At 68.0% G+C, this 25,079-nt stretch carries 25 protein-coding genes and 5 pseudogenes; 15 read left to right on the top strand and 15 right to left on the bottom strand.

Annotated elements, in window-relative coordinates:
- Nucleotides 1-323: 323 nt before the first annotated feature.
- Nucleotides 324-671 carry a glyoxalase gene (locus OG609_RS37175; RefSeq protein ID WP_327276835.1) on the bottom strand — a complete coding sequence of 116 codons (348 nt, stop codon included), beginning with the start codon at nt 669-671 and terminating at the stop codon, nt 324-326.
- Between the two features lie 162 nt (nt 672-833).
- On the opposite strand from OG609_RS37175, the gene OG609_RS37170 reads away from it, so the two are divergent.
- Nucleotides 834-1,661: a GNAT family N-acetyltransferase gene (locus tag OG609_RS37170; protein ID WP_327276834.1), complete on the top strand. Its 828-nt coding sequence runs from the start codon at nt 834-836 to the stop codon at nt 1,659-1,661.
- Between the two features lie 250 nt (nt 1,662-1,911).
- On the opposite strand, the gene OG609_RS37165 is transcribed toward OG609_RS37170, so the two are convergent.
- The 3 genes from OG609_RS37165 to OG609_RS37155 all read right to left on the bottom strand — a co-directional run bounded on the left by OG609_RS37165 (nt 1,912) and on the right by OG609_RS37155 (nt 5,685).
- Nucleotides 1,912-4,218: a M20/M25/M40 family metallo-hydrolase gene (locus tag OG609_RS37165; RefSeq protein ID WP_327276833.1), complete on the bottom strand. Its 2,307-nt coding sequence runs from the start codon at nt 4,216-4,218 to the stop codon at nt 1,912-1,914.
- Nucleotides 4,206-4,433, bottom strand: coding sequence for a hypothetical protein (locus OG609_RS37160; RefSeq protein ID WP_327276832.1), 228 nt, complete (start codon nt 4,431-4,433; stop codon nt 4,206-4,208). The genes OG609_RS37165 and OG609_RS37160 overlap by 13 nt, the downstream gene beginning before the upstream one ends.
- A 625-nt stretch (nt 4,434-5,058) precedes the next feature.
- On the bottom strand, nt 5,059-5,685 hold the full coding sequence (locus OG609_RS37155) for a GNAT family N-acetyltransferase (protein WP_327276831.1): 627 nt from the start codon (nt 5,683-5,685) through the stop codon (nt 5,059-5,061).
- 81 nt (nt 5,686-5,766) lie between these two features.
- Between OG609_RS37155 and OG609_RS37150 the strand changes: the two genes are divergently transcribed.
- From OG609_RS37150 to OG609_RS37140, 3 genes are all read left to right on the top strand, one after another.
- Nucleotides 5,767-6,990, top strand: coding sequence for a saccharopine dehydrogenase family protein (locus tag OG609_RS37150; RefSeq protein WP_327276830.1), 1,224 nt, complete (start codon nt 5,767-5,769; stop codon nt 6,988-6,990).
- A 43-nt stretch (nt 6,991-7,033) separates the two neighbouring features.
- Nucleotides 7,034-7,861: an alpha/beta fold hydrolase gene (locus tag OG609_RS37145; protein ID WP_327276829.1), complete on the top strand. Its 828-nt coding sequence runs from the start codon at nt 7,034-7,036 to the stop codon at nt 7,859-7,861.
- A gap of 348 nt (nt 7,862-8,209) precedes the next feature.
- Complete coding sequence (locus OG609_RS37140) at nt 8,210-9,127, top strand: PaaX family transcriptional regulator C-terminal domain-containing protein (protein ID WP_327276828.1); 918 nt, start codon at nt 8,210-8,212, stop codon at nt 9,125-9,127.
- A 114-nt stretch (nt 9,128-9,241) separates the two neighbouring features.
- On the opposite strand, the gene OG609_RS37135 is transcribed toward OG609_RS37140, so the two are convergent.
- The 6 genes and pseudogenes from OG609_RS37135 to OG609_RS37110 form a co-directional block, all read right to left on the bottom strand.
- The gene (locus OG609_RS37135) at nt 9,242-9,409 is read right to left on the bottom strand and encodes a GrpB family protein (protein WP_327276827.1); all 168 of its coding nucleotides are present in this window, start codon (nt 9,407-9,409) and stop codon (nt 9,242-9,244) included.
- Nucleotides 9,410-10,014: 605 nt separating this feature from the next.
- Nucleotides 10,015-10,368: pseudogene (locus OG609_RS37130) on the bottom strand (class I SAM-dependent methyltransferase); the annotation flags it as partial.
- A 184-nt stretch (nt 10,369-10,552) separates the two neighbouring features.
- Nucleotides 10,553-10,870 carry a thioredoxin family protein gene (locus OG609_RS37125; protein ID WP_327278317.1) on the bottom strand — a complete coding sequence of 106 codons (318 nt, stop codon included), beginning with the start codon at nt 10,868-10,870 and terminating at the stop codon, nt 10,553-10,555.
- 192 nt (nt 10,871-11,062) lie between these two features.
- Nucleotides 11,063-11,953: pseudogene (locus OG609_RS37120) on the bottom strand (NAD(P)/FAD-dependent oxidoreductase); the annotation flags it as partial.
- A 174-nt stretch (nt 11,954-12,127) separates the two neighbouring features.
- Nucleotides 12,128-12,580 (bottom strand): hypothetical protein, encoded by a 453-nt coding sequence (locus OG609_RS37115; protein ID WP_327276826.1) that lies wholly within the window; start codon nt 12,578-12,580, stop codon nt 12,128-12,130.
- Nucleotides 12,581-12,644: 64 nt separating this feature from the next.
- Nucleotides 12,645-14,192: a flavin-containing monooxygenase gene (locus OG609_RS37110; protein ID WP_442818093.1), complete on the bottom strand. Its 1,548-nt coding sequence runs from the start codon at nt 14,190-14,192 to the stop codon at nt 12,645-12,647.
- Nucleotides 14,193-14,843: 651 nt separating this feature from the next.
- Between OG609_RS37110 and OG609_RS37105 the strand changes: the two genes are divergently transcribed.
- A complete protein-coding gene (locus OG609_RS37105) occupies nt 14,844-15,146 on the top strand; it encodes a hypothetical protein (protein WP_327276824.1) in 303 nt (100 codons plus the stop codon).
- Between the two features lie 76 nt (nt 15,147-15,222).
- Here the strand turns inward: OG609_RS37105 and OG609_RS37100 are convergent, their stop codons facing one another.
- On the bottom strand, nt 15,223-15,546 hold the full coding sequence (locus tag OG609_RS37100) for an Lrp/AsnC ligand binding domain-containing protein (protein WP_327276823.1): 324 nt from the start codon (nt 15,544-15,546) through the stop codon (nt 15,223-15,225).
- A 72-nt stretch (nt 15,547-15,618) separates the two neighbouring features.
- Between OG609_RS37100 and OG609_RS37095 the strand changes: the two are divergent.
- Both OG609_RS37095 and OG609_RS37090 read left to right on the top strand, forming a co-directional pair.
- Nucleotides 15,619-16,125 (top strand): annotated as a pseudogene (locus OG609_RS37095) (transposase); the annotation flags it as partial.
- A gap of 36 nt (nt 16,126-16,161) precedes the next feature.
- Entirely contained in the window at nt 16,162-16,350 is a 189-nt protein-coding gene (locus OG609_RS37090; RefSeq protein ID WP_327276821.1) for an IS3 family transposase, read from the top strand.
- 143 nt (nt 16,351-16,493) lie between these two features.
- Here the strand turns inward: OG609_RS37090 and OG609_RS37085 are convergent, their stop codons facing one another.
- Nucleotides 16,494-17,174 carry a hypothetical protein gene (locus tag OG609_RS37085; protein WP_327276820.1) on the bottom strand — a complete coding sequence of 227 codons (681 nt, stop codon included), beginning with the start codon at nt 17,172-17,174 and terminating at the stop codon, nt 16,494-16,496.
- A complete protein-coding gene (locus OG609_RS37080) occupies nt 17,171-17,512 on the bottom strand; it encodes a PadR family transcriptional regulator (protein WP_327276819.1) in 342 nt (113 codons plus the stop codon). Before OG609_RS37080 ends, OG609_RS37085 begins: the two co-directional genes overlap by 4 nt.
- 89 nt (nt 17,513-17,601) lie before the next feature.
- Here OG609_RS37080 and OG609_RS37075 point away from each other — a divergent pair, with 89 nt between their 5' ends.
- The 7 genes and pseudogenes from OG609_RS37075 (at nt 17,602) to OG609_RS46390 (ending at nt 21,395) form a co-directional block, all read left to right on the top strand.
- Nucleotides 17,602-18,108 carry a hypothetical protein gene (locus OG609_RS37075; RefSeq protein ID WP_327276818.1) on the top strand — a complete coding sequence of 169 codons (507 nt, stop codon included), beginning with the start codon at nt 17,602-17,604 and terminating at the stop codon, nt 18,106-18,108.
- Nucleotides 18,109-18,185: 77 nt separating this feature from the next.
- A complete protein-coding gene (locus OG609_RS37070; RefSeq protein ID WP_327276817.1) occupies nt 18,186-18,401 on the top strand; it encodes a hypothetical protein in 216 nt (71 codons plus the stop codon).
- A gap of 554 nt (nt 18,402-18,955) precedes the next feature.
- Nucleotides 18,956-19,799: pseudogene (locus tag OG609_RS37065) on the top strand (transposase); the annotation flags it as partial.
- A 231-nt stretch (nt 19,800-20,030) separates the two neighbouring features.
- Entirely contained in the window at nt 20,031-20,282 is a 252-nt protein-coding gene (locus tag OG609_RS37060; RefSeq protein WP_327278316.1) for an aldehyde dehydrogenase family protein, read from the top strand.
- A 7-nt stretch (nt 20,283-20,289) separates the two neighbouring features.
- Nucleotides 20,290-20,411 (top strand): annotated as a pseudogene (locus OG609_RS46395) (IS701 family transposase); the annotation flags it as partial.
- A 256-nt stretch (nt 20,412-20,667) separates the two neighbouring features.
- The gene (locus OG609_RS37055; protein WP_327276816.1) at nt 20,668-20,802 is read left to right on the top strand and encodes an aldehyde dehydrogenase family protein; all 135 of its coding nucleotides are present in this window, start codon (nt 20,668-20,670) and stop codon (nt 20,800-20,802) included.
- A 29-nt stretch (nt 20,803-20,831) separates the two neighbouring features.
- Nucleotides 20,832-21,395 (top strand): IclR family transcriptional regulator domain-containing protein, encoded by a 564-nt coding sequence (locus OG609_RS46390; protein WP_442818027.1) that lies wholly within the window; start codon nt 20,832-20,834, stop codon nt 21,393-21,395.
- On the opposite strand, the gene OG609_RS37045 is transcribed toward OG609_RS46390, so the two are convergent.
- On the bottom strand, nt 21,298-22,533 hold the full coding sequence (locus OG609_RS37045) for an MFS transporter (RefSeq protein ID WP_327276814.1): 1,236 nt from the start codon (nt 22,531-22,533) through the stop codon (nt 21,298-21,300). The two genes, OG609_RS46390 and OG609_RS37045, sit on opposite strands and share 98 nt — an antisense overlap.
- 67 nt (nt 22,534-22,600) lie before the next feature.
- Between OG609_RS37045 and OG609_RS37040 the strand changes: the two genes are divergently transcribed.
- Nucleotides 22,601-22,972 carry a MerR family transcriptional regulator gene (locus tag OG609_RS37040; RefSeq protein WP_327276813.1) on the top strand — a complete coding sequence of 124 codons (372 nt, stop codon included), beginning with the start codon at nt 22,601-22,603 and terminating at the stop codon, nt 22,970-22,972.
- 687 nt (nt 22,973-23,659) lie between these two features.
- Here OG609_RS37040 and OG609_RS37035 read toward each other — a convergent pair.
- Nucleotides 23,660-25,072 (bottom strand): MFS transporter, encoded by a 1,413-nt coding sequence (locus OG609_RS37035; RefSeq protein WP_327276812.1) that lies wholly within the window; start codon nt 25,070-25,072, stop codon nt 23,660-23,662.
- Nucleotides 25,073-25,079 lie beyond the last annotated feature (7 nt).

The raw sequence follows: 25,079 nt of genomic DNA, 5'->3' as shown, positions 1-25,079 counted from the left end.
AACAGGCCCCATCGCCGGTAAAACGGGGCTCGGTTCGGAGCGCCTCCCGTACTCGTGAACATCGCCCTCGCCGCCGGACGGCTCAGCCGACGCGCGACCAAGCGCTACCGATGGGACGGCCGACCCACCACCCGCAGACTCAAGTGATCCATATTTGGCCGGTCGTCCTTGGCCAGCGCCTGGGCCTGGTCACCGAGCCGTCCCAGCGCTGAACCCGCTATATGCGGGGCATTTAGAACTCGAAGCTCAGGCACTTTCTTCGTCGTGAAGCGAGGGGGCGTAGGAGATGCCGACGATCAAGCCATCGCCCGTGAGAAGCCGGGTCACCGTCTGTCCCCACGGCTCGGTCGGGCCGGGTGCAGCAGGTCGAAGCCCGCGCGCTCGAGCTCGCCGCCAGCCGCTGCGACGGCGTCTGCGTCCTCGAACTCGAACTCGATCGATGCCTGGGGGACCATCCGGTCGGCGGGCCACGCCGGCGTGCCAAAGCACGCCTCGGCTGCCTGCGAGAGCGGCCACATGCCGAAGTGCTTGCTGCCCGGGATGCTCCCGCTGAAGTAGTAGCCGTCGTCTTCGCCCTCCAGCGGGAGGCCAAGGGTGTCAATGAAGAGTCTGCGGCTCTGCGGCGGGTCAGCGACGACGACCGCCGTACTCGCGATGAAGAGAACGTTCATGTGACGCAGCCTATGGGCCGCAGTTCCCAGGAGGCGGAAACACCAGCAGCTCGGACGTGTCCTGGTCCTACAGCAGTTTGACTGCCGTTCTGGCCTACACCGGTCACCTATTGCCGGTCGGTCTAAAGCCAGAGGCGCAAATCTCATGATTCAAATACGATCGTGACATGGTTGATACTTTTCCTCGGCTTCGCTGACCCGCTTCGACGCAACCTCGATCCGAGTGTGATCAACACCTCTCGACCACCTCGAGCAGAAAGCACCGGCATGTTCTCCACCGTATTCACCGACCTTTGGCTCTCCCCCTTCGCCCACGGAGAAGCCCTCCACCATGACGACGCGTTCGTCGTCACCGTCAACCCCGACCTGAGCGAAAACAGTCGTCTAATGGTGCTGGAGACTCCCGACGGGAAGGTCTCTGTCGCACTGACGCCCGCGATGGCTACTGCGGGCGGTCTCAAGCCGACGGAGAATCTGAGCGAAACGATGTTCCGTCGGAAACTCGCGCAAGCCGGGATCACGCTGCACGGGGCCGACTACCTCTTCGCCTACCTGGACAAAGACAAGAGCGAACTGCTGCGGGAAGCGACAGGAAACGGCATCCGGCAGTTGGCCGCGCAGGATGAGGAAGCCTTCGCCGCTTTCCGGGCCTCGTCATCGGAACAGGACATGGACGATGCGTACGTGGAATTGGACCACTGGGCCGTGTTCGGAGCCTTCGTCGACGGGCGTCTCGTCTGCGCCGCGAGTATGTACCCCTGGAACGACTCGACCGTCGCGGACCTCGGCGTGCTGACCCTGCCGTCTCACCGGGGGCAAGGTCACGCCCGCCGCGTTGTTCGGGCCATCTGCCGCCACGCCGCCGGGCTAGGGTACGAGCCCCAGTACCGGTGCCAACTTGACAACGCCGCTTCTTCGGTGCTGGCCAAGTCGGCCGGACTGACCTTGTTCGGTAAGTGGGACGTCGTGTCCCTGGACTCCGCAGCCTGAGCCAGACGGCAACTCGCGCATTCATCGTTCTTTGATACCCGGCCCCGGCCCCATCGCCCGGGGCCGGGGAAGGATCATGAGGGGCTGTCAAACGAATGTTACGTCGAGTGCGGTTGGGGACACTGGCGTGCTGCAGAGAGTCGACAGCCGAAGGCCTTCGGTACGGTCTTCCTGCGACTCCCTGAGCCGGGGTGTCGCAATGACCGCAAGAGCGGATGGATCTCCGTGGCGGGCCTTTCGTGCGACATGGTCAGAGCCGGAAGGTCCGTACGACGAAGGTCTGCCCGGCGACCGACGGCCAGCTCGCCCAGCTCTGGTCCGCGACCAGAGTGGGCGCACCGGCTCCGCCCGGCAGGCCGACCGCGGTGGACACCACGCGGATCGGCAGGGGGCCCTTGCCGCGGATGCGGACGACGACGTCGAGGCCTTCGGCGGGCGGGGCGGCGTAGTCGAAACTCCAGCCCCAGCCGCCCCCCTGTCGCTTCGGTCCGCCGGTGAGCTTCGCACCCTCGACGGTGGCGTCGAGGATCTGGTGGGCGCGGGTGTCGGCGTGTACGGCGATGGTGTGGGCGTCGGCAGGCCCCTGGATACGGACCCGGACCGTACGTACGCCGTCGGCCTCGGTGCTTGAGACGTTCGCGGTACGCGGTGTGTCCAGGGGGACAGCCTTGGCCGGTCCATTCGCGAGCACGACATCGCCCAGCGAAGGGATGCGGTCGTCATAGCGAGCCGGCTCACCGGTGAGGAGCTTGCCGACGGCGGGCTGGGAGGTGTCGCCGAGGCTGACCCAGGTGGCCTTGCCCGTGTCGGACTCCAGGGCGTACCCGAGGCTGACCGGCCGAGGTTCGTCGGCGCTGTAGCCGTCGAGTGCGGTACCCACGCCCAGCGTGCCCACACCTGCCACCGCCGTCGCGAGGATGCCGACGGTGAACGTCCGACGTGAGGGAAGCGGCTCCAGGAGGCTCAGCAGCACAGCTCCGAGCAGCGCCGCGAGGACCAGCGGGGCGGCTATGAGCGACAGCCCCAGGGCGGGCAGCAGCAGGAGCACGACCGGCAGGACGAGTGCCACAGCGGGTACTGCGGCCACCGCTCCGGCCACCGCACGCCACGGGGATTCCGCAGGCGTGAACCGCAGCGTCACCGCGACGACTGCCAGTCCGATCAGCGCCGGCCAGGTGAAGAGGTAGGCGCCCCCGGGCAGGAACACCGCGCAGACCACGGCGAGCATCGCGAAACAGCCGAGCACACCCATCACCATGTCCAGCGGCGACGCCTTGCGACGGGCCCAGCGGTACCAGGCGACGAGCAGCACTAGGAGCAGCAACGCTCCGCCCAACGCGTATCGGCCGAGGTGGTAGACACTGCCCTCGCTGAGCGCGAAGTCCGGTCGGGCCAGGCTCAGTGCCCACCACCCGGCCAGGCCGATGACCGCCGCACCGATGAGCGTGAGCGGGAAGGTCATGGCGGCCCGTCCGGCGCCGCCGAGGGACAGCCCACGATGTCGGCCGAGCCACAGCAGTAGGGGCACGCCCAGAACGGCGGCCATGGCGAGCGGCAGGTTCAGCCATGCCGGGTACGACATGACCGTGCCGAACAGGGAGAAGTATGTGGCGTCCGAACCGGTCTGCGAGAGGTCCGCCCAGCCGAGCTGACGGACGGCTCCGAGCGCCGCGTCTCCCATATCCTGCACGCTCGCGGCATCGAGCCGGGCGATGCTGTCGTGGCCGGTGTGGTAGTGCGCGGAGCCGTCCATGAAGGCGAAATTGAGACCCCGCATGCCTGCCTCGTCGAAGACTGTCAGGTCGGTGTCGTTGGGCAGCAGTTCGTAGATCGCGGCGGAGAACGACGTGGTGACCGCACCGGAAGCCCGCACGGCGGAGGTGAGACCGGTGCCCGCCTTCTGGAACATCATGACGGGCCCGGAGGTGCCCCGGCCCTCCATGTTCAGCACGACGGTCTGCTGGGGAGCGGCGGCCCGGGGCGTTCTGGCCTCCGCGTCGACGAAAGCTCGCGCGCCGAGCAGCCCGTGCTCCTCGCCGTCGGTGAAGAGGAGCTCGATGTCGTTGGGGGGCTGCGCTCCGGCCTTGAGAGCGCGGGCGATTTCGAGGATCGCGGCGACGTTGGAGCCGTCGTCGCCGGCGCCCGGGGCGATCGGCACGGAGTCGTAGTGGGCGACGAGGAGGACCCGGCCGGTGGACTTCTTGCCGGGGATCGTGGTGTGGACGTTGGAGACGGACCCGACGATGGCTGGGCTGTCGTCGGCGTTGGAAGGGGCGACCCGGGTCTGGATCTCGGGCCTCAGCCCCAGCCTTCGCAGCTCACCGACGAGATACTCCCGTACGTCCGACTGTGCGGCCGAACCCGTCGGGTGCGGGACCTTCGCGATTGCGTCGAGCCGTGCGACCGCACGGGCCGCCGAGAAGTCGCCAGTTGAGGCGGCGGCCGGCCGGGGCTCGGATATACGCAGCGGCAGCATGGCCGCGATACCGGTGAGGAGCAGCAGCAGGAAGGCGGCCAGGGCCGGCACTCGTCTGCGCATCGTGGTCAGGACCTGCACGGATTTACCTCATAGCGGAGTGGGGTGAGACAGTGGCCGGTGCGTGCCGGGCCGCCGCATCGATGGCGGCGATCCGCAGCTCGGTGGTGGCCCTCGGCAGCGCGGTCGCGCAGCCTGAGCGGGTTGGTGTCCGGGAACTTCTCGGAGTCGGTGAAGTTGTCCGAACCGGTCTCGGTGGTCCTGCGGATCGACTTGGCCGCAACCGTCCAGGTCATCGAGTCGCTGCATGCCCGCGGAAGCCGAGGACCTGCAACCGGGAAGCAGACCGGGGTGCCTCGGGGAACGGGAGCCGGCCCTGCGCGGGGCCGGCTCACGGCCGACGCATGGACTTCGCATCGGTGACCGTGGCCTCGGCCGTAATGCGACAGCACTCACCAGCGGTGTGCGGGAACGCGGCGCCAAGGAGTGTGGACAGCGGGTGCGGGGCGGCATGTTGCCACGGCGGTGCTCCGGAACTCAGTGCGCTGACCGTCTCGTGATCCCGGAGTATGCCGTGGTTCGACGGACGGTCACATACGCAGGCGGCAGTGTTCGGTTGTTCTCGTCCTGGCGAAGCGCGCCACGTCCGGTGGAGCGCCGACGAAGGTGGCCGACCGGGCGCCGGCCGGAGCTGCGCATAGCCTCTCCGGTGCGGACACGCTGCGCGACAGCCGACAGTGCGGGGGCATGGAAGAGTTCACGCTCCGGCCGAAGGAGCTGCTGTTCTCCTCGATCGCGGACCATCACTTTGCTGTCGGTGGACCGGCCCGGACTTGTGGCATTCCGAGTGCGGTCGCGACGCCCAGGTCTGAGCGCAGCCCATGGGAGGAGGGCGACGCATTCGCACGGGGCCGCCCGTGGCTACGGACTGCTTGTCCGCCTTCTCAACATGGTCGCGACATTCAGTGGTCCGACGGACAAGTGCCTCAGGGTGACGAACCCGAAGTGCTGATAGAGCGCCACATTTCCGGGGTCTGCGGTGGTGAGGAAGACCCCGGCCGTGGCTGGTGTGTCGGCCAGCAGACGGTCGAGGAGACGCCGCCCCGCCCCGCGGCCCGCGGCGCCGGGAACAACCCCGATGAACTCCAGCGTCCAGGCACTCTCGGGCGCACCGGCTTCGGTCAGGTGCAGATAGCGCAGGGTCCGCTGCACGGACCGGGGACCGCAACGCGCGAGCGTACGGGCCGCCCACTGCGCCTGCGCGGCAGGTGAGATTGGCGCCCTGGGCGGGGTGAGGACGGCGGCCGCGATGGGGCGGCCGCCGTGCCCGGCCAGGGTGTAGCGGCGGGATCCCGGAAGGGTTGCCTGGGCGCGCAGGTTGGCGTCGAACCAGTTCTCCCTTACGGCGGATGAATTGCCGCAGATCCAGGAGGTCGCCGACTCGCGGGCAAAAGCGTCGGCCAGCACACGTGCGCAGGCATCCACGGGCGGGCAGTCGTCGATCTCCGGCCCGTGCGGAGCTGTGTCCGGGAACTGTGGGTCGGTCATGATTCCTCCTTCATCAACACTTGCTCGATTCAAAACCGATCGTATAGTTTTCGATCGTAACGGACTAGAGAGGATGAACGAATGAGGATCCTGGCACTAGGCGGACCCGGTGCGATGGGGGCGGTGGCGGTGCGGGTGGCGGCCGGGCTGCCTGAGGTAACCGAGATCGTCGTGGCCGACAAACGCCTTGAAGCGGCCCAGAGGCTGGTACGCCGCCTCGCCGTTACCGGTGGTGCATCCATGCGGGCCCTACAGGTGGACGTGACCGACGACTCCGCCCTTCGGGCCGCACTGGCCGACGCCGACGTCGTGCTCAACACCGTCGGCCCGTACTACCGCTTCGGCCTTATCGTGCTGCGTGCCGCGATCGCGACCGGTACGCACTACCTGGACATCTGCGACGACTGGGAGCCGACCCTGCGGATGCTCGGCCTGGACAAGGAAGCACGGGCCGCCGGCGTCTGTGCGGTGGTGGGCATGGGCGCCAGCCCCGGGGTCAGCAACCTGCTGGCCGCACGTGCCGTCCAGCAGCTGGACCACGTCCAGGACCTGTACACCGCGTGGCCCGTCGACGTGTCCGGCGGTGACCAGGACGACGAGCAGCTGCTCGACCCCGACGGGCAGCCCAGTGCTGCCGCCGTGCACTGGATGGAGCAGATCAGCGGAAAGGTGGCCGTCGTCAGCGACGGACAGCTCGTACACCGACGGCCGCTCCTTCCGGTCACTCTGGCCCTCTCCCCCGAGCACTCCGGAACGGCGTACACCGTCGGCCATCCCGAGCCGGTCACCCTCCACCGCAGCTTCCGCCCGACCGGCGAGGCCGCCAACCTCATGGTCATCACTCCCGGCACACTGGCCTACCTGGACGTCCTGCGCCGCGATATCGACGCCGGCAAACTCACCAACGAAACCGCCGCCGCCGACCTGGCCAAACCCTCAATTTCTCGCGGCCTGCGGGCCGCGGCAGGCGCCATGGGCCTCAAGGGCCCCCGGTCGCTGCCGCCGTTCTTCGCCGCAGCCACGGGTACCCGCGACGGCCTGCCGGTCACCGTCCTGTCCCGCCTTGCCGAGACGACCGGTATGAACGCGCTGATCGACGACATGGCAGAGGCGACCGGAATCCCCCTGGCCCTGGGGCTCGCCCAACTTCTCAACGGCACCGGCGGCCGACCCGGTGTCCACCCGCCCGAGACCGTCATCGAACCCGAACGATTCTTCCTCGACCTGTCCCGCCACCTACCCCACACCCCCGACGACCACCACCCCAGCAACTGCGTGATCACCGACGTCACCCCGACCCGCTGAAACGAGGAGATGCCCGGTGCAATCACTGGAACCAGGAGTCGGCGTGCAGACAGCGGAATTCGTCGAGGTCGGGGGGTTTCGCGTCCGTTACGCCGCGACGGGCACCGGCCCGCCCGTGATCCTGCTGCACGGACTGGGCCGCAGCCTGGAGGACTGGGAGCCGCTGCGGGCCGCTCTGAGCGCGTACCAGCTGATCGCCATCGACCTCGCGGGCTTCGGGCAGTCCCAAGCCCTGCCGGACTGCCGCCTCGCATCACTGGCCCAGCACGTCGAAGGGACCCTGGACGCGCTCGGGGTTCCCCTGGGCGCGCATGTGGTGGGCAATTCGCTGGGTGGCGCCGTCGCGATGCGGCTCGCCGCCGGTGCCCCCGCACGGGTGGCGTCATTGGCACTGCTCAACAGCGCAGGGTTCGGCCGCGACGTCACCTGGACCCTGCGCATCCTCGACCTTCCGCTGCTCTGGCGGCTACTTCTGCGTCCCCATACGGACAGCGCGCTGCTGTCTGAGCGCTCCATCTTCTACGACCCGGCCTTCGCCACGCCCGAACGGGTCGCCCTGGCACTCGCTCTCTCCCGTCGCGAGGGGGCGGCACGGACGTTCCGGCGCCAGTCCCATGCCCTCGGTTCGTGGCGTGGCGTACACCGCGGCTGGCGCAAGGAGCTGCTCACAGAGGTCTCGGCACTCGACATCCCCACGCTCGTTGTCTGGGGCACCCACGACAGGATCCTGCCTGCCACCCATCTCGTGAACGCCGCGTCCGCTCTCCCCCGGGCACGCACCCACCTGTTCTCCCGAACCGGCCACATGCCGCAGATCGAGCGCGTCGACGAGCTCGCCGTCATGCTCGGCTCGTTCTGGGACAGCCCATAGGTCCCGAACCACGCCCGGTTCGAGCGAGAGGGGAGCTCCCTCGGCACCGCGGGGCGTGAGCCGCCCACCTCGGTACCCCGGGTGCTTGTACCCCGCCTCCGACAGGCGCGACGGGCGTGGCGGGGTGCCGCTCCCCGCCGCGCTCGGCTCGCCCTCGTGAGGGAGCGCTGCTGCCGGGATATCGGGCTGGACGTCGGCGTGAACCCCCGCGCCAGGACAATGTACGAGCGGCACGGATACCGTCCCGTGTACACCGAGCGCACATCCCGGCCGCGCGACCTGCTGGGGTGCGGTTCGGTCACCACGATACGCCGCGCCCTTGGACGTACCAGAAAGGCCCGCCACTTCATGACTGACTCGCTCCACAAGCCAACAGCACCTGTCCAGGTCCCCACCCGAATGCTCGTCGAGGCGCTGATCCGTACCGACCACACGGTCGACGCCGGCGAGCTCTACGCCGCTGCCGATCTGCTCGGCATGACCGACCAGCAGGTACGTCTGTGCATCAAGCGGCTGGTAGCAGAGGGGCGCTTCGTCCAGGAAGGCAGAGGGCGCAAAGCACTGCTACGGACGACCGGCGCCACCGCGCAGGCCCTGGGGCCGGACGTCGAGTTCGTCGCGCACGCTTTCCGGCAGGACACAGGCCTCGCCCCTTGGGACGGCATCTGGCACCTGGTCGCATTCGCTGTACCCGAAGACACTCGTACGGCGCGCGACACCCTGCGCACCGTTCTCACCCGGCTCGGTGGCGCCCCCGTCCAAGGCGGCCTCTACGTCAGCGCCAACGCATGGGAACCCTACGTCGAGGACGAGGCTCGCCAGCTTGGCATCCACGACCGCCTCACCCTTCTTACCACCGACGACCTGCGCCAGGGCGATGTGCGCGATCCGGCCGCGCTTGCCCGCACCCTGTGGCCGCAGGAAGAGATCGCCGATCGCTACCGGCAACTCGCCTCCGTGGCCGAGCCGCGCCTGCGCCAACTCCAGGACGAGGCCGGTCTCTCCTCGCCCCAGCAGCTGACCATCGCGGTCGAACTGGCCGCCGAATTCACCCGTGCCATGGAGCCCGATCCTCTTCTGCCGCCCGAACTGCTCCCCCAGCCCTGGCCGGGAACCGAGGCACGCCGGCTCGTCGCACAGTGCTGGCAGCTCCTTGACCGGCTGGGGAAGACCGGCACACCGGCGGAGCAGCACGTCCGCCTCTTTCGCCTCTACGACGAGGCTGTCAGGGATACCGAGTCCGCAGGGCAACGCCGCGACGGGTGAGCACGGAGCCGGGTACCGAAGGCGTGACAGGATGGCGGGACGGTGACGGCCCCACCCCGGTCCCCCGCAAGTGCCGGGAGAGTTCGGGCGCGCCGGACCCGAACACGTGAAGATTCACGCGTGGATGTGCGAGCCGAAGCATGCGGTGCTCGTGCACCACGGCTCGCACAGGTGAGTGTCGTAGCCGAGTGCGGTGAGTTGCGGAACATACGTCTCCTCCCAGCCGGGGTCCGCGACGGTGAGGCCGATGTCGATGACGTCTTTGGCCATGAGATCCGGCACCGCAGTGAAGGCGGTATAAGAGATTTCGAGGGCCCTGTCCCCCCAGTGCCTCCCTGATACGGGACTTGAGAGCCGTGTACCGAACGGGCCGATGCTCGTCGTAGGGAACTACCGCAAGCTGCTCGACCGTGCATCGATCCACGGGTACGCGGGTTCACGGGCATTGCCTGCTCGAAGCTGCGGCAGAAGCGGGCTGTGTGGACAGTGGTGGCCGTGAGATAGAAGGCGTCAGGACGGCCGAGGATGCCGGTGCATGTGTCGCTGTCCGCCAGACGCTCCAGGGTTGCGCGGTCCTCCGGCTCCAGTCGGTCACCTATCTGATCGCGCAGCCAGGTCAGGTACATCTGCAGATGCTCGCGCGCGGACATTCCGAGGGGTGACGGGAGGTCGGTGAAGAAGCTACGTGTCCCGCTGGGGATGAGTCCGGCCCGGGCGAGCATGGCCGGCCAGTCCTCCACCGTCCTGACCGATCGGGGCAGTTGGTCGCGCATGTCGCCGAAGGCGTCCTCGGAGGCGGCGTCCAGGCGGGCTTGCAGGCCTGGACGCCCCATGCCGATGTCACGGGGCAGAAATCGCGGGGACAGCCCGCTTCCCGCGACGGCAACGAGCCCGCCAGGCCGCAAGCAGCCGGCCAGGGAGCGCAAGGCCGCTTCCTGGTCCCCGATGCGGTGGAAGCCGTTTCGGATCCAGATCAGATCCGCGGAATTCGGCCATCCGAACTCACCTGGGGATTCCCTCAGTTGAGTGACGACGCGGCTTCCTATTCCTTGCGCCACCGCGCGCGAGCGGACCCTCTCCAGGATGCCGGGCGACTGGTCGACAGCGACAACCTCGGCGTCCGGAAAAGTGCGCACCAACAGGCACGTGACCACCCCCGGCCCGCTGCCGATGTCCAGCACCCGGTGGACAGGAGTGTGTCCGCCACCGCTGGTCCGCAACAGATCCCGCAACCAGTCCATCGTCTGTGCGAGGGCGGGAGCGTGCAGGCCTGCCTCGCGTTCCCGGTGCACGCCCAGGGCGTCCCACTCGATGTCCTGATCGTGATGTGCGTTCATGAGTCCTCCAGTTCCAGCGGCACGGACGGTGGGCACCGCCTGCTCGGCCCGACCGCCGCCGCGCCGAGCAGGTGGTGCCCACCGGGGCTCAGCGAAGGAAGGGGCCGAGGTTTCGTTCCAGGAGGGGCTTCGGGGCGGCGCCCGTCCATGCCTTCGCAAGGGTGCCGTCGGCGTAGACGACGAAAGCGGGGATCGAGGAGATGCCGTGCCGGTCCGCCAGTCCGGGCTCCTCATCGACGTTGACCTTGACGACGTCCAGGACGCCCGCATGCTCGGCGGCCAACTGCTCGACGATGGGAGTGACCCTGGTGCACGGCCCGCACCACGCGGCCCAGAACTGGACCAGGACGGGGCGCTTCGCCTGCAGCACGCGGGCGGGAAATATCTCCTCGGTGACGCTGTCCACGAACCTGCGGGCTTTGCCGCCATGGTGAAACTCTCCTTGTTGGTGTGTTCGTGCATGCGTACGACTGGGCGGGCCGGGACGGCATCCACCAGGAGCCGACCGGCGAAACGACCCGGGAGGGTCAGTCGGACAAGGCGTTCGTGGCGCCGGCCGCGGAAAGCGCTGGGGCTCCCGAGACGACGAGCTGCCGTTCTTGACGGCACGCTCGACGTCCTCCGCGACCAGGTCATGGTTGAGGGCGAACGCGGCCGCCGCTCCCTGCCCCGCAGCGGTGATCACGAGCGCCTTCGGGTCGGATACGTTGCCGACCGCCCACACCCCGAACGCGCTGGTCCGGCCCGCATCGTCGGTGGTCACCCAGCCGTTGTGATCCCGCTCGCACCCCCGGCCGGTGAGCAGGGTGTCGTGGAGCACCATGTGCGGAAAGACGAAGACCGCGGAGCGGGGGACGACATGGCCCTCAACCAGCTCGACGCCACGCAATCGGTCGCCTTCCGTCACCAGACGCTTGACGGTCCCGTCGGCGACGACGCTGCCGCGGGCGGCCAGCTGTTCGCGCTCCTCCGCGCCGAGATCCAGGGTGTGCGCGAAGAAGACGACGTCGTGCGACCACTGCCGCAACAGCAGCGCGTGCCGCACCGCGCCGGGGTGGGTGCCCAGCACCCCAAGGGGCTGGTCGCGTACCTCATACGCATGGCAGTAGGGGCATAACAGCAGGTCCTTGCCCCACCGTTCCCGTACACCGGGGATCGCGGGAAGCTCGTCCCGCAGTCCGGTGGCCACGACGATCCGGCGGGCGCCGAGTACCGCACCGCCGTCCAGACGGACGAGGAAGCCGGGGTCGATCTGATCCACACGGCCCTCGAACAGGTCCACCCCGTAAGCGGCGACCTCGGCCCGGCCCACCGCCAGCAGGTCGGCCGGGGACATCCCGTCCCGGGACAGGAAGCCGTGCATATGCGCGGCGGGAGCGTTGCGCGGCTCGCCCGCATCCACCACCGCGACCCGGCGACGGGCCCTGGCCAGGACCAGGGCTGTACTCAGTTCTGCCGCGCCCGCGCCCACAACCACCACGTCGTACACGCCATCGTCAGCAGTGGCGTTCTTCGCATTGGTTCGTCGTACCTCATGGCGATCACCTCCACCCCGAGCGTGCACCACCGGTCAGGAGGCCGACAAAAAGCTTTGCCATTTTCGCAAATACCTGCCGCCCGGCGCGTACACCGCTGGCGTGTCGGGCGCTGCCGTCGGAGTCGATCATGTGCGCCCGCGACGGCCGGGCGTGCGCAGCAGCAGGCCGAGAGAGATCAGTCCGGCTACGGCGGCCAGCAGCGTGGACCAGAACCAGAAGGTCACCCAGGTATCGGGGACCGGCAGCAGAAGCAGCAGCACTGCTGGATAGAGGATCAGCAGCCGGCGCAACCGTCGCTCCGCTCCGAGCTGTTCACGCAGACGCCCGCAGGCTCCCCCGGCCGCCGGGCCCGTTCGCCCGGCAGGTATCAGCTCGTCGGCGATGGTCCGCCGCCACGTGTGCACGGTGGCGCCGATCATCGTGAGCAGGAGGCCGAGCCCCAGTAACTGGACCCAGTCGGGCACTCTGGGGTGACTGGGCGTGGTGACCAGCAGCATGGGCACCGAGAACAGGAATGCGCTCAGCGCTTCGGCAGCGAAGAGGCGGGTGGCCGGAGTACGGCTCAGCGCGGTGGGCACGATCAACTCCCTGAGCGGGACCCTCCGGCTGCTGCGGGCACGAGGACGCGTCACGATCCTGGACTCACCCTTCAGAATTCCGTGCGGCCCGGCCTGACGGCTGCGGACGCGGCGGGACGGCGCCCTCCGCTGTCAGCACGTGCTGCCGCGGGTCGAAGGCTCGGGTGCGACGGCGGAATCGCCATGTCGGTTCGGGCCAGATGGACGTGATGCGACCGGTGCGGTCCTGGTACCAGCCGACGCAGCCGCCGGCGGCCCAGACCGTCGGGGCCATCCGGTTCTGCAGCTCCGCGTTGAAGGCGTGCTGGGCCTCGGCACGCACCTCCACGGCGGCCAGGCCCCGGCTGCGCATCAACCGCAGGCAGCTGAGCAGGTAGTCGATCTGCGACTCGATCATGTAGATGAGGCTCGTGTGCCCCACGCCGGTGTTGGGACCTGCCATCAGGAAGAGATTGGGGAATCCTGCGACCGTCGTGCCGAGGTGGGCCTGCGGGCTGCCTTCCCAGACCTCACTCAGGGACCGCCCGTCGGCGCCGATGACCTGCTGCGCGTACGTGGCGTCAGTGACGCGGAATCCGGTTCCGTAGATCAGCACGTCCACCGGGTGCTCGGCGATGGCATCTCCGTCCCGGGCTGCGGCGGTGGGCGCGGTGAGCACCGCATCTGGCCCGATGCTCGTGATCGGATCAGTGACCACGTCGACGTTGGGCTGACCCAAGGCCGGGTAGTAGTCGTCGGACAGCAGGACCCGCTTGCAGCCCAGTTCGTAGTCCGGGGTCAGCTTGGCCCTCATTCCCGGGTCCGCGACCTGACGGTGCAGATGGCCAAGCGCCTCGCGTTGGCCGAGTGCGGACATGGTGCGGTTGCCGAGCAGAGCGGGCAGCGTCGCCTCCCGGGCCAGATACTCCCAGCCGCGAGCCAGTCGCTGCACCGGCGGTGCCAGCCGGAACAGACGTTGCCGCCACTGCGGGATGACCCGGTCGCGCCTCGGCGCGATCCAGGGCGGAGTGCGCTGAAAGACCGTCACCTGCCGTGCTGTGCGCTGCAGGTGAGGTACGAACTGGATTGCGCTCGCGCCGGTCCCGATCACTCCCACCCGCTTGGTTCGCAGATCCAGGCCGTGTCTCCACCTGGCGGAGTGGAACGCCTCGCCGATGAAGCTGTCGAGCCCTGGCAACGAAGGAACGGCCGGTTCCGACAGCGGGCCTTGGGCCAGTACCAGCAGCCCGGCGGTGAGCGGACCCGTACTGGTCCGCAGGCCCCAGCGTTGCCGCTCGGAATCCCAAGTAGCGCGTTGCAGTTCGCAGCCGAGTCGCAGATTCGGCGTCAGGTCGTACTCGTCGACGCAGCGCCTGAGGTACTGCCCGATCTCCTCGCGCGGAGCGAAGCGCCGACTCCACGCAGGATTGGGCGCGAAGGAGAACGAGTACAGGCGCGAGGGAACGTCGCAGGCGCACCCGGGATAGGTGTTGTCCCGCCATGCGCCGCCGACCTCGTCGGCCCGCTCCAGTATCAGCACATCCCGGTGGCCCTCCTGCAGCAGCCGAATGGCCGTACCGAGCCCTGAGAATCCCGCGCCGACGATGACCACGGATACGTGGCGTTCGCTCATGGCATCCCCCTGCACGGGGCCGTGAGCCTGCGGCACGGCCCCCGGTCCGCCCGGAGCCGTGTCCGGGCGCTGTGGGTTGGTCATGATCTCCTCCATCAACATTCTGCTCGATCTCAAACCGATCGTATAACATTCGATCGTATCCGATCAGAGAGGGCAAGTGAATGAGGAACCCGCCATCCGCCAGACCCGGCGGGATCGGGGGTGGGGGCGCAAGTGGCGGCCGGGCTGCCCGAAGCGACCGAGACCGTGGTGGGCATGGGCGGGCAGCTCCGGTGCGGGACCCGGGCAGAACACGCGACATCGGCCCAGGCCAAAGCGGTCCAATGAGCTTTCCGGTTGGCCGGGAAGCTACTCCTCGACGTACTCGACGATCGTGGTCGTCCATGGGGCCGTCACAATGCAGTTGCGCCGCACACCGTCGACTCGATCCGCGCGTAGGCCACAGCCGAGCGGGCGAAGACCGAAGTCCCTACCTCTGTGCCGGACCGGCCGGGACGAACCCCTTCACCAGCCGCTCGTCAGCCATCGGCCGTCACTGATCCGCCGCTATCGCAGGCCCGTTCGCAAGGGCCGCTCCAGGGTCGGCCGTTCAAGAAACCAACTGCTCTCGCACGGCCCTCAGGTGACCGAAACGAAGGGAACCGCCTCGTGCCCAACCACGACGAGCCTGCCCACAACAGCTTCGCCCGCTGGCTGTTGCATCGCTGCCGACGGGCCGGACACGACACCGAGTCCGCCGACACCCGGAGCTCGATCCACATCATCGCCGCTTTCGCCGTGTCCGACGGCCTAGACGCCGCGCTTACGGCCAACCTCGCCCAGGCTCTCGCGGTGACTCCCGAGGAGCTCACGGCCGCCATTCCCGTACGGGGCGCGGGACCGGTCCTGGCGGATGACGTTCACGATGCGGGCCCCACCCTGAACGGACGGAACGAGGGTTGCACGGGCTGATGTACTGGCCGGTTTCCGGCACTCAGGGGAGGCCGGCCCCGTTCCGCACGCGTACGCGCAGCAGGTTCCAACGGAGTCAGCCTGCTGTTGCCCCGGGGACTGCTGCCCATGGATCGGGCGGGATCACCTCGACGCACCGGCCGCTCTCGTCCACCAGGCGGCCGTAGACCTTCACCTGCCGCAGCAACAGCCGTCGTTCGGTGACAGCGACGCCCGGGCACTTCGTGGCGATCCGTATCAGCACTTCCTCAAGGTGCTCGAAAGAGCGCAGATTGACGATGAGAGCGAGGTTGGTCGGACTGGCCACGGCCGCGCACATGCGGGTTTCCGGCCAGCTCGCCACCGGATGTCCCACGGCCCGCAGGTCCATGTCCGGGACAGTCAGCCACAGCAGTGCCATCGTGTGCCATCCGGCGAGTTCCCGGGCGACATCGCAGCGGAACGCGATGTCGCCGTTCTGGCGGAGCCGGTGGCAGAAGCCGCGCGTCGCACCCTGCGACTGCTGGCCCGCCGCATCCAGCACCTGACCGAAGAGATCAACGACCTCACCAAGCGGATAGCCGAAGCAATCAATACGACTACTCCTGATCTGCTCGACGTCCACGGCGCCGGCCCGGACAGCGCCGCTGTCCTGCTCATCTCGGCCGGTGACAACCCCGGACGCCTCGACAACGAGGCGTCCTTCGCTGCCCTGTGCGGCGCCAGCCCTGTCGAGGCGTCCTCCGGCAAGACCCAGCGCCGCAGACTCAACCGAGGCGGTGACCGACAGGCCAACGCCGCCCTCTACCGGATCGCCCTCAGCCGCCTGCGATGGGAGGGGCGTTCCCAGGACTACCTGCGGCGACGCCTCGCGGAGGGCAAGACCAAACGTGAGATCATCCGCTGCCTCAAGCGGTACGTCGCACGAGAGATCTACCGGCTCATCGTCCCCACAAACACCGCGGCCAACGACACGGAACCAGCTCGGGGTGCCGCTTGACATCCATAGGGGCATCAATGTCCTGGCCGAGAGCCTGTGGCAGGACTGGAGCGAGAAACGATGCACAGGATGCTGTTCTTGACGATGAGTCAGGCGAGACTGGAGAAATTCCGGTGGCTCACCTACTACAACGCCCGCCGCCGCCACAACGCGCTGTCCTACCTATCGCCGATGGAGTTCGAACAGCAACACCACAGGATAGCTAAACTTTTACTCGTCGCATGAACTCCTGTGTTCCACACTCCGGGGGTCACCTCACACCGATGAAGGGTGCTTTGCAGCAACGACGAAACAGTCGTCATCGTGATCACGTGACGACCGTTTCGCAGTTGTCTGCTCAGGTCGCGGGCTCCGCGGCCCCCCGTTCGTCAAGGGGCGGTGACAGGCAGGCGGGCGCAGTGGCGGCACGCGCGTGCGGAGGCGGCGATGCGCGCGTGGAAGACGATGGTGATCAGGCAGGCGGCCGCGGTCAGTGGCCAGTTGGTGACGAGTACCGCGGCGGTGATGAGGGTCAGCGCGCTCAGTCCGAGGGCGACTGCCGCGGTGGTTCCCGTCCAGGCGACCACGAGCGGCAGTTGTTGTGGGAGGGGCAGTCGGCGGGCCAGGGTGCCGGTGACGGAGAGGGACACGGCCGCCAGCAGCGCGGTGAGCGCTGCGAGGCCGCCGAGGTGGGCGACGACCACCTGGAGCGGGTCTGGCAGCCGGTGGCCCGCCGCGTGGGTGGAGAGCTCGACCAGGTACCAACACACCAGCAGGCACGGGATGATCAGCATGACGGTGCGCGCGGTGTGACGGGCCTGGGTGATGGTCAGTTCGTGCTGGAAGGTGGGCGCGAGTTCGGCCACGGGGCCGAACTGACGGATGGCCTGACGGACGGCGTCGCGGTCGGGTTCGGCATCCGGAGACAGTTCCCGCGCGGTGTCCAGGAGGCCTTCGCGCAGTTCGTCCACCATCTGGATCTTGAGTCGGGCCGGGCCGTGCAGGGTGGCCGTCAGGTCCGCGAGGTGGGCTTCGATGGGGTCGTCGGCAGGGATCTCGGGCGCTTTCACGTGGCGTGTCCGGTGGCCGGCGCGGGTTCCAGCACCGAGCCGATCGCTGCGGTGAACGCCCGCCAGTGGGTTCGTTCGGTAGCCAGGCTGCGCCGTCCGGCGTCGGTGAGTTCGTAGCAGCGCCGACGGCGTTCGCCCACCGACTCCCAGGCGCTGCTCAGCAGTCCGATCCGCTCGAGCCGGTTGAGGGCGGGGTAGATGGTGCCCTTGCGCAGCTCGAGCACGCCGCCGCTGCGCTCCTGGACCGCGGCGATGATCGCGTAGCCGTGCAGGGGGCCGGATTCCAGCACGGACAGCAGCAGTCCGTCCAGGTGGCCGCGTACCGCATCCGTCTTCATAGTCAGGCAGCCTACCCAAGAGGCGTCACCCCGTGCTACTTATAGATCGGGCGCCAATCTATTGGCAGGTTATCCATGAAGGGACCCCTGTGACCAAGCTGCTGCTCTCGCTGCACGTCCTGGCCGCGATCCTGGCGATCGGGCCGATCGCCGTCGCGGCCTCGGTGTTCCCCCGATATGCCAGACTGTCGGCCAGCGGCGACGCGCAGGTGCCCAACGGCCAGACCGCAGCGTTCCTGCACAAGATCTGCCGTGGCTACACGGTCGTCGGCATCGCCGTCCCGGTCCTCGGTGTCGCCACCGGCGCCCGGATGGGCGTCCTGACCGACGCCTGGCTGCTGACGTCGATCGTGCTGACGGCTGCCGCCGCGGCCCTGCTGCTCACGGCGGTCCTGCCCGGACAGGCCCGGCTGCTCGCCCAACCCGCGGACGCGTCCGGCCCAGGGGGGACAGCCACCGACGTGGCCACGGACGCCCTTGCGCAGCTGCGGTCGGCGACGGCACGCCTCTCCGTGACCACGGGGATGTTCAACCTGCTGTGGGCAGCCGTTGTCGTCCTGATGATCGTCCGCCCCGGTTCCACGACGGGAGCCTGATCAGTATGCGAACTCTCCGCATCGCGGCCGCGGTTGAAGCTGCATCCCTCACGCTCTTGCTACTCAACCTGTTTACGGTGCATACCGGGGTGATCTCGTCGCTGGGCGGCCTGGTCCACGGCACGGCCTACCTGACCGTCATCGTCGCCGTCTTCCTCACTCCTGCCCTCGCGCGGCCGGGGACCAAGGGGCGTGTCTTCATTCCCGGCATCGGAGGGCTGCTCGCGCTGCGCGTGCTGGGGCAGCAGACACCCGCCTCCTCAGCCGACAGACTGACGGGCGCCGACAGATGACTGGGAAACGATCACACGACAGCGCGGGAAACCATCTCCCAGCGCGCTGCTCAGACGCAGGCTGACGACTTCCGTCGGTGCCCCGCTGCCCTTGGGAGCAGTCAGATCTGCGTGCGGGACGCGATTGACCTGTCTCAGCGAAGGCTGAGCGATTCTCACCGAAGGTTGGGTGACTCCTCTGGTCCGATTCGCTCGTCGGCTCGCGTTCACAGCGAGTGGTGGAAAAGCGGTGGACAAAGATCGCGTGAGCGGCAGACTCACCCGTGTGAAACGACTGCTGGTGGATGTGGAGAGCGTCACTACGCGGTTGGTACGTCGATTCGGTCCCCAGGTTGCCGAATGGTGCGCTGACACGCCGGATCTCATCGCGCGGCTGACGTCCCAGTGGGGACTTTCGCTCGGTGAATCCCTCCCGGACGGCTTCGTCGGTCGTGTTGCGGTGCCGTTGGCCCGACGGCACGCCCGCGGTGCTGAAAATCAGTCCGGAGCGGTCTCTTCTGGCCGAGCAGGTCGGAATGCTGGGGTGGTTCGCTGCCTCGGGCCGGGTGCCCTCTGTGCACCCGCTGAGGGCTGACAACGAGACGGTCATCGATCTAAAGATACTCACCGGTCGCCGCATGGATCTGGTCGCCGACCGCACCCGGACAGTCAACCGGCTCCGCGCCCAACTCACCGGTATTTTCCCCGGCCTGGAGCGCGCGCTCGACCTCACCTACACCGGCCCGCTTGTCTTGATGACCGGCTACCAGACGTCGGCTGCCCTCCGCCGGATCGGCCGCAAGAGGCTGGAAACGTGGCCGCGCAACCGCCGTGTCCTTCGCGCTGGCCAGCTGGCCGAGACAGCCTTGGAGGCCGCCGAGCGCCAGCACACCAGCCTGCCGGGCGAGAAGATGACCGCCCGGACGGTGCACACGCTGGCGACGGAGGTGATAGCCCTCAACCAGCAGGTCGCCGAGCTGGACAAGCTCATCGAGGCCCGGTTTCGCGAGCACCACCACTTCGAAGTGATCACCAGCATGCCCGGCCTCGGAGTCATCCTCGGTGCCGAGTTCCTGGCCGCAACCAGCGGCGACATCGCCGCCTTCGGCACTCCCGACCGGCTTGCGAGCTTCGGTGGTGTTGCGCTGGCATCGCGGGACTCCGGGAAGATCAGCGGCAACCTGCGGCGCCCCCAGCGATACAACCGCCGGCTCCAGCGTGTCTTCTACACCTCTGCACTGTTCAGCATCCGCCACAGCGACGAATCCCGTCGCTTCTACGATCGCAAACGGGCCAAGGGCAAGCGCCGCACCCAGGGCCGTACTTGCCCTGGCCCGTCGTCGAGTCAGTGTTCTTTGGGCTCTCCTGCGCGACGGGCGGTGCTACGAACCTGCTCCATCCATCGGCCTCGCAGCTTGAGAAACGGCATTAGGAATCGCTGCGGCAGTTCAGCGATGTAGTTGAACCAGTCGCGTCTGGCGTCTCCGGTACATCGGGTGGCGTTGCTGATACTGGTCCCGGTGAACTCGGCGAGGACCGATGTCGGCAGGTCGGCGGCCAAGGCGAGGCGGGCGCTGTTGCGGCCGGCACGGGGTGTGATTCCGTTCTGCCGGAGTTTCAGGCTGAGGTAGCTGGCGCCGAGGCGAGAACCTGCGCGTCGGCGACCCGTCCGACGCGTCAAACGCGCTCGGCCCGCTCATCGACACTCGGCAGCGCGACCGCGTCCACAGCGTCGTGACCGGGGCCGTGGCCAAGGGCGCAATCCTCGCGGCCGGTGGCGCCTACGACGGCCTCTACTACCAGCCGACGGTGCTCACTGACGTCACATCCGACAACCTTGCCTGGTCGGAGGAGATATTCGGCCCGGTCGCCCCGATCCAGATTATCCCTCACTGCATATGAACGGCCAGAGCGCGGTCTGGACCAGTACGAGGTCCGTCGCCATCCGGGCTGGTGCCGGCACATCACCCTGGTCAGCTCGTTCGCGCCTTCCTGGCCGCCCTCGCAGCCCGGACCGCCGAGAGGGGGAGTGGTGGCAGATAGCGTCACCAGCACTGTCCCTCTCACCGTGGCCCCTTCGGCGGTTGGAAGGGGTCCGGGGTCGGCGGACGGTTCGGTGGGCCGAACGCCAACATCGAGACCTTCACCGAGACGCAGTGGGTCACGCTCCAGAGCGACATCGAGCGCTATCCGTATCTGTGGCGCCAGTACTCCGGTCAGGAATCGTTGCCTGAACTGGTCCTTCGTGGGGCTTGGGTCGAGGAAGCAGAACATCCAGGAGTCGCCGGTGTACGACGACGTCGACGAGGCGATCGAGATCATCAACGCCTCCGAGTACGGCCTGTCGGTGTCGATCTCGACGTCGAACACGTACGCCGCGTTCGAGCTGTCCGACCGCATCGACTCGGGCGCGGTCCACTGAAGAACAAACCGTCGTACTCGATCACTTCCGTGGATCACGCTCTCGTCCGCAAGCGCGGCTTCGCCATCAACGACCAGCGCACCGAGACCGGCCTGACCGCCGTGGGCATGCTGATCCGAAACCCGGTCGGCGAGCCCGAGGCGGGCCTGTCGCTCGCCATGCCGACAGCCCGGTTCGACCGAGAGATGCTGACCACCTTGGTAGTGGCCATGTCCACCACCACGACGAGGATCGAAAACGACCTCGCGGCCGGGTCGTCTTCTTCATCGTCAAGCCCGACCGCGCCCGGCTCGCCGACCTGCCCCAGCGACTCAGGGACGGACGACACCCAGACGCCATCTGCAACACCAGCACAACTCTCAACCAACCAGGAACAGCCCCAGGCCAACCCTCAACTGGCGCTACAAAAGCTGTTCTCACACGACCTGCAACACCCCAGCTCACAAAGCCCCCGACACCGCTACCACTCACCCCTCAGCAACACGTGCGGTTGTGTCACACGGATTCCTCTCGGGCGTGGCGCCCCGCCGTCCCGGGGAATCCGTGTCGATGCGCCGCGATGGAAACGACCAGTGCGGGGATCAGGATGGTGAGTGCTGCCCAGGGCAGAGCATGGGATCCTGCGGTGCTGAGGAGGATTCCGCCGACGATGCCGCCGCCCGCGATAGCGAGGTTCCAGGCAGTGACGAATAGGGACTGCACCACGTCGACAGCTGTTCCCGCCGCCTCCGCAGCTGCGGTCTGGAGGAGCGTTGCGACACCGCCGGACGCGAGTCCCCAGATCGCCGCACTCACGAATACGAGCATGGGAAGTGCCGCGAACAGTGCGAGCGCCAGCGTGGCGACAGCGAACAAGACGCAACTCGCGACGACCAGTGGGCGCAGGTGGCGATCGATCAACGCCCCGATGATCCAGATGCTGAGCAATGAGATCGCTCCGAAGGTCAGGAGCAGAGCATCGACGCGATCTCCGAGGCCGATCGGCCCGAGGAAGGGCGCGATGTAGTTGTACATGACGCTGTGAGCTAGCACGTACGCCGTCGTCGTGGCCAGGATCGGGAGCACACCGGGCAGCCGGAGCGTAGCCAGCAGCTGCTGCCGTTCACCACGCGCTTGGCCTGCGAACTCAGAGATCGCCAGTCGGATCCAGACGGCGAGGACGGCGGTGAGAACGCTGATGAGGCCGAACGAGATGCGCCAGTCCAGCACTTGCGCGAGGAACGTACCCGCTGGAACACCCAGCGCGAGGGCGACCGGCGTACCCGCCGAGGCGATCGCCAGTGCGCGACCGCGCCGATGCGGTGCGACCATACGCCTCGTGTATCCGGCGAGCAACGCCCATATGAGCGCAGAGACCATCCCGGCGAGAAACCGCGATCCCAGGGTGAGTACGAAGGTGCTCGACAGCGCCGTCACCGTGTTCGAGATGATGAACCCCGCGATGGCGGCCAACAGCAATCGACGTCGCGGCCAGCCCGCAGTCGCCTTCATGAGCGGGAACGCTGCGATCACCGAGCCGATCGCATACGCGGTGACGTTCTGCCCTGCCGCCGAGATGGTTACATCCAGGTCCCGCGCCATGGCGGGAAGCACCCCGGCGGGCAGTGTCTCGGTGAGCAAGGTGATGAATCCGGCCATGGCGAGCGCCAGGAGCCCGGAGAGCGGGAATCGCTCTGACGAGCTCGCCTCGGCCCTGCCGGAACGGCGTTGAGTGCGGGTCTGAGTATCCATAGACTCAACCCTGAAGGCTCACACCTATGTGAGGGTCAAATCGGGCACGCCACACGAGAGGGGACCGATGAAGATCGGAGAGATCGCCCGGCGCACGGACACCCCGATTCGCCTTCTGAGGTATTACGAGGAGCAGGGCCTGATCGAGCCGGACCGCATGCGGAACGGCTACCGCGAGTACGACGAGCACCTCGTCGACCGGGTGCACCAGATTCGCGGCCTGCTCGATGTCGGTCTCCCCACACGCGTGATCCGACACATTTTGCCGTGCCTGAACGAGCCCCAGACGATCCACATGCCCTACGTCACGCCCGACATGGTCGAAACGCTTGAGCACGAACGCGATCGGATGGCCGAGAAGATCCGCTACCTCACCCGTAATCACGACGCCATCAGCGCGTATCTCGACGCGGCCGAGCGGCGCGTCCCAGAGGAATGACTGTGACCGCGCGAGGTTGGAGTGCTGACCGGAGGCCTACCTCATCGGCTGGCACTGTTTGAGGACGGCGAGCGGCTCGTCCTGTTCCGCTCCGGCCCCTCGCAGTCCGTGCGCTGCGCCGAAATGCGCGATGGGTGCCAGTGCTGTCACTGAGCGCGGGCGCAGAGACGCAGAGGGCACCGCGGCAGCCACATTGCGGCTCATGGCACTGACAGTTCCCGACTGCCCGAGCACGCAGGCTTGGCGTCAGGCTTTCGCGGGCGTCCTTCAGCCACCAGCCACGAGTGCTGCGGCAGAGACGTAATCGAGGGCCGTGTACTGGCCATCAGATGCGGCCTGTCGACCGCTTGCGTCACAAAGGGCCCGCAGCCAGCTCCTACGGCTGCGGGCCCGTCGATGGTCTGTGCTGGACGAGTGGCGCTCACAGGTCTCAGGTCGTCGTCACCACTGCCAAGCGCTCGATGCCCTGGCGCGCAAGTGGGTCCATGACCCCTACCGGCATCGTGACGCCGATGATCGGCGCACCGCACGGCCGGGCCCGCTCGTGCGTGCGGTATTCGCAGCACATCCCCGGCCCGGCCACAGTGATCGAAGAGAACATGCCAGGGTTGGGCGGGGTCGGTTTGCCTCCGCCGCCGGTATCTGTCTCTCCGTTGGTGGATTGCTGCCATGGTGCGGAGCCACGCCTCAACGGCGGGCGCGCCGCGCCGTCATCACAGCGGCCAACGGTGCGAGCATGAACAGGCCGAACATCCAGCGTGCTGTGCTCTGCAGGTCGGTGACATCCGCGCCGTCGGAGAATCCGATCACGTTGGCGACCATCCCGGCCAACGCCGAGCCGAAGGCGGTCGCGGTGAGCTGAATCGTCGTGACCGAGGAACCGGCGAGGTCCTGGTCCTCCTTCGGCGTCAACTGCATGACCCGGGTGAGCAGATGGGGCCATGCGATCCCGATGCCCCAGCCCAGCAGGAGCAGCCCGGCGCCCGCTGCCACGACGGTCGTGACCGCGCCCGAGTGCACCGGGCCGGTGAAGAAGAGTACGACGAGCCCGATCAGGGAGAAGACCGGGCCGGTGCCGATGATCAGTCCTCTGCGGTGCTGCATGCCGCTGCACGCGATCGAGCCGAGCGTCCAGCCCGCCGCCAGGACGGCGCCCAAGTACCCGGCCGCCAGAGGTCCGAGTCCTTGAAGTCGCTGCCCGAAGTAGGGCACGTAGACCTCGACGGTACTGGAGAGCACCAGCAGGGCCATGGTGACGTAGACGAGCCGCAGCCGCGCGTCCCGGCCGAATGCGGTGGCCGGGATGAGCCGGAGCGTCGTACGCCGCTCACGTCGCAGCCAGGCAACCAGGAGCAGCGTGGCCGCCAGGAGACCAGCGGCATTGATGGCGAACCGGGACGAGATGCTGGCTGCGGAGATGAGCAGCACGGCCAGGCCGAGCAGGCTCACGCTCGCCCAGGGAATGCGCGGGGTCGACTCCCCCGCCGTCCCCTTGGGCAGTCGCACCGCGCCCCAGAAGGCGAAGAAGAGCAGGAACGGCAGAAGCCCCCAGAACGCGCCGCGCCAGACATCGAGTTGGGCGAAGAAGCCGCCGAGGGCGGGGCCGACGAGCGTCGCGACGCCCCACATGGCGGAGACGAGCGCCATGGCGCGTGGCCACAGTGCCTCGTTCAGCGTGATGCGGACCATGGCGTAGGAGAGAGCGAAGAGCAGTCCGCCTCCGATGCCCTGGACAAGGCGTCCGGCCAGCAGGACAGGCATCGTCGGGGCGAGCGCGCAGATCACCGTTCCGGCCGCGAGCAGCAGTGCCGCGAAGCGGTAGCTGGAGCGCGGGCCGCGGGCTCCGAGGACGGCGGACGCGGCCGTCGACCCGAGCACGGACGCGAACACGAAGAGCGTGGTGGCCCAGGCGTACAGATTCGATCCGCCGATGTCGGCGGTGACCGACGGCAGGATGGTGGTCGCCAGGTAGACGTTCACGGCATGCAGCGCGACTCCGGCCGCGAGCGTCGCCGCGACCTCCCCGTGTTCGCGGCCGAGCAACGCTCCCCATCCGGCTGGTGACGGTGCCGCAGTCGGCTCCTCGCTTCTGGTGGTCACGCGCTTC

Source organism: Streptomyces sp. NBC_01224 (assembly GCF_036002945.1).
Classification (GTDB): Bacteria; Actinomycetota; Actinomycetes; order Streptomycetales; family Streptomycetaceae; genus Streptomyces.
The sequence above is the reverse complement of the archived record's forward strand: the minus strand, read 5'-3'. Positions and strand labels throughout refer to the sequence as shown.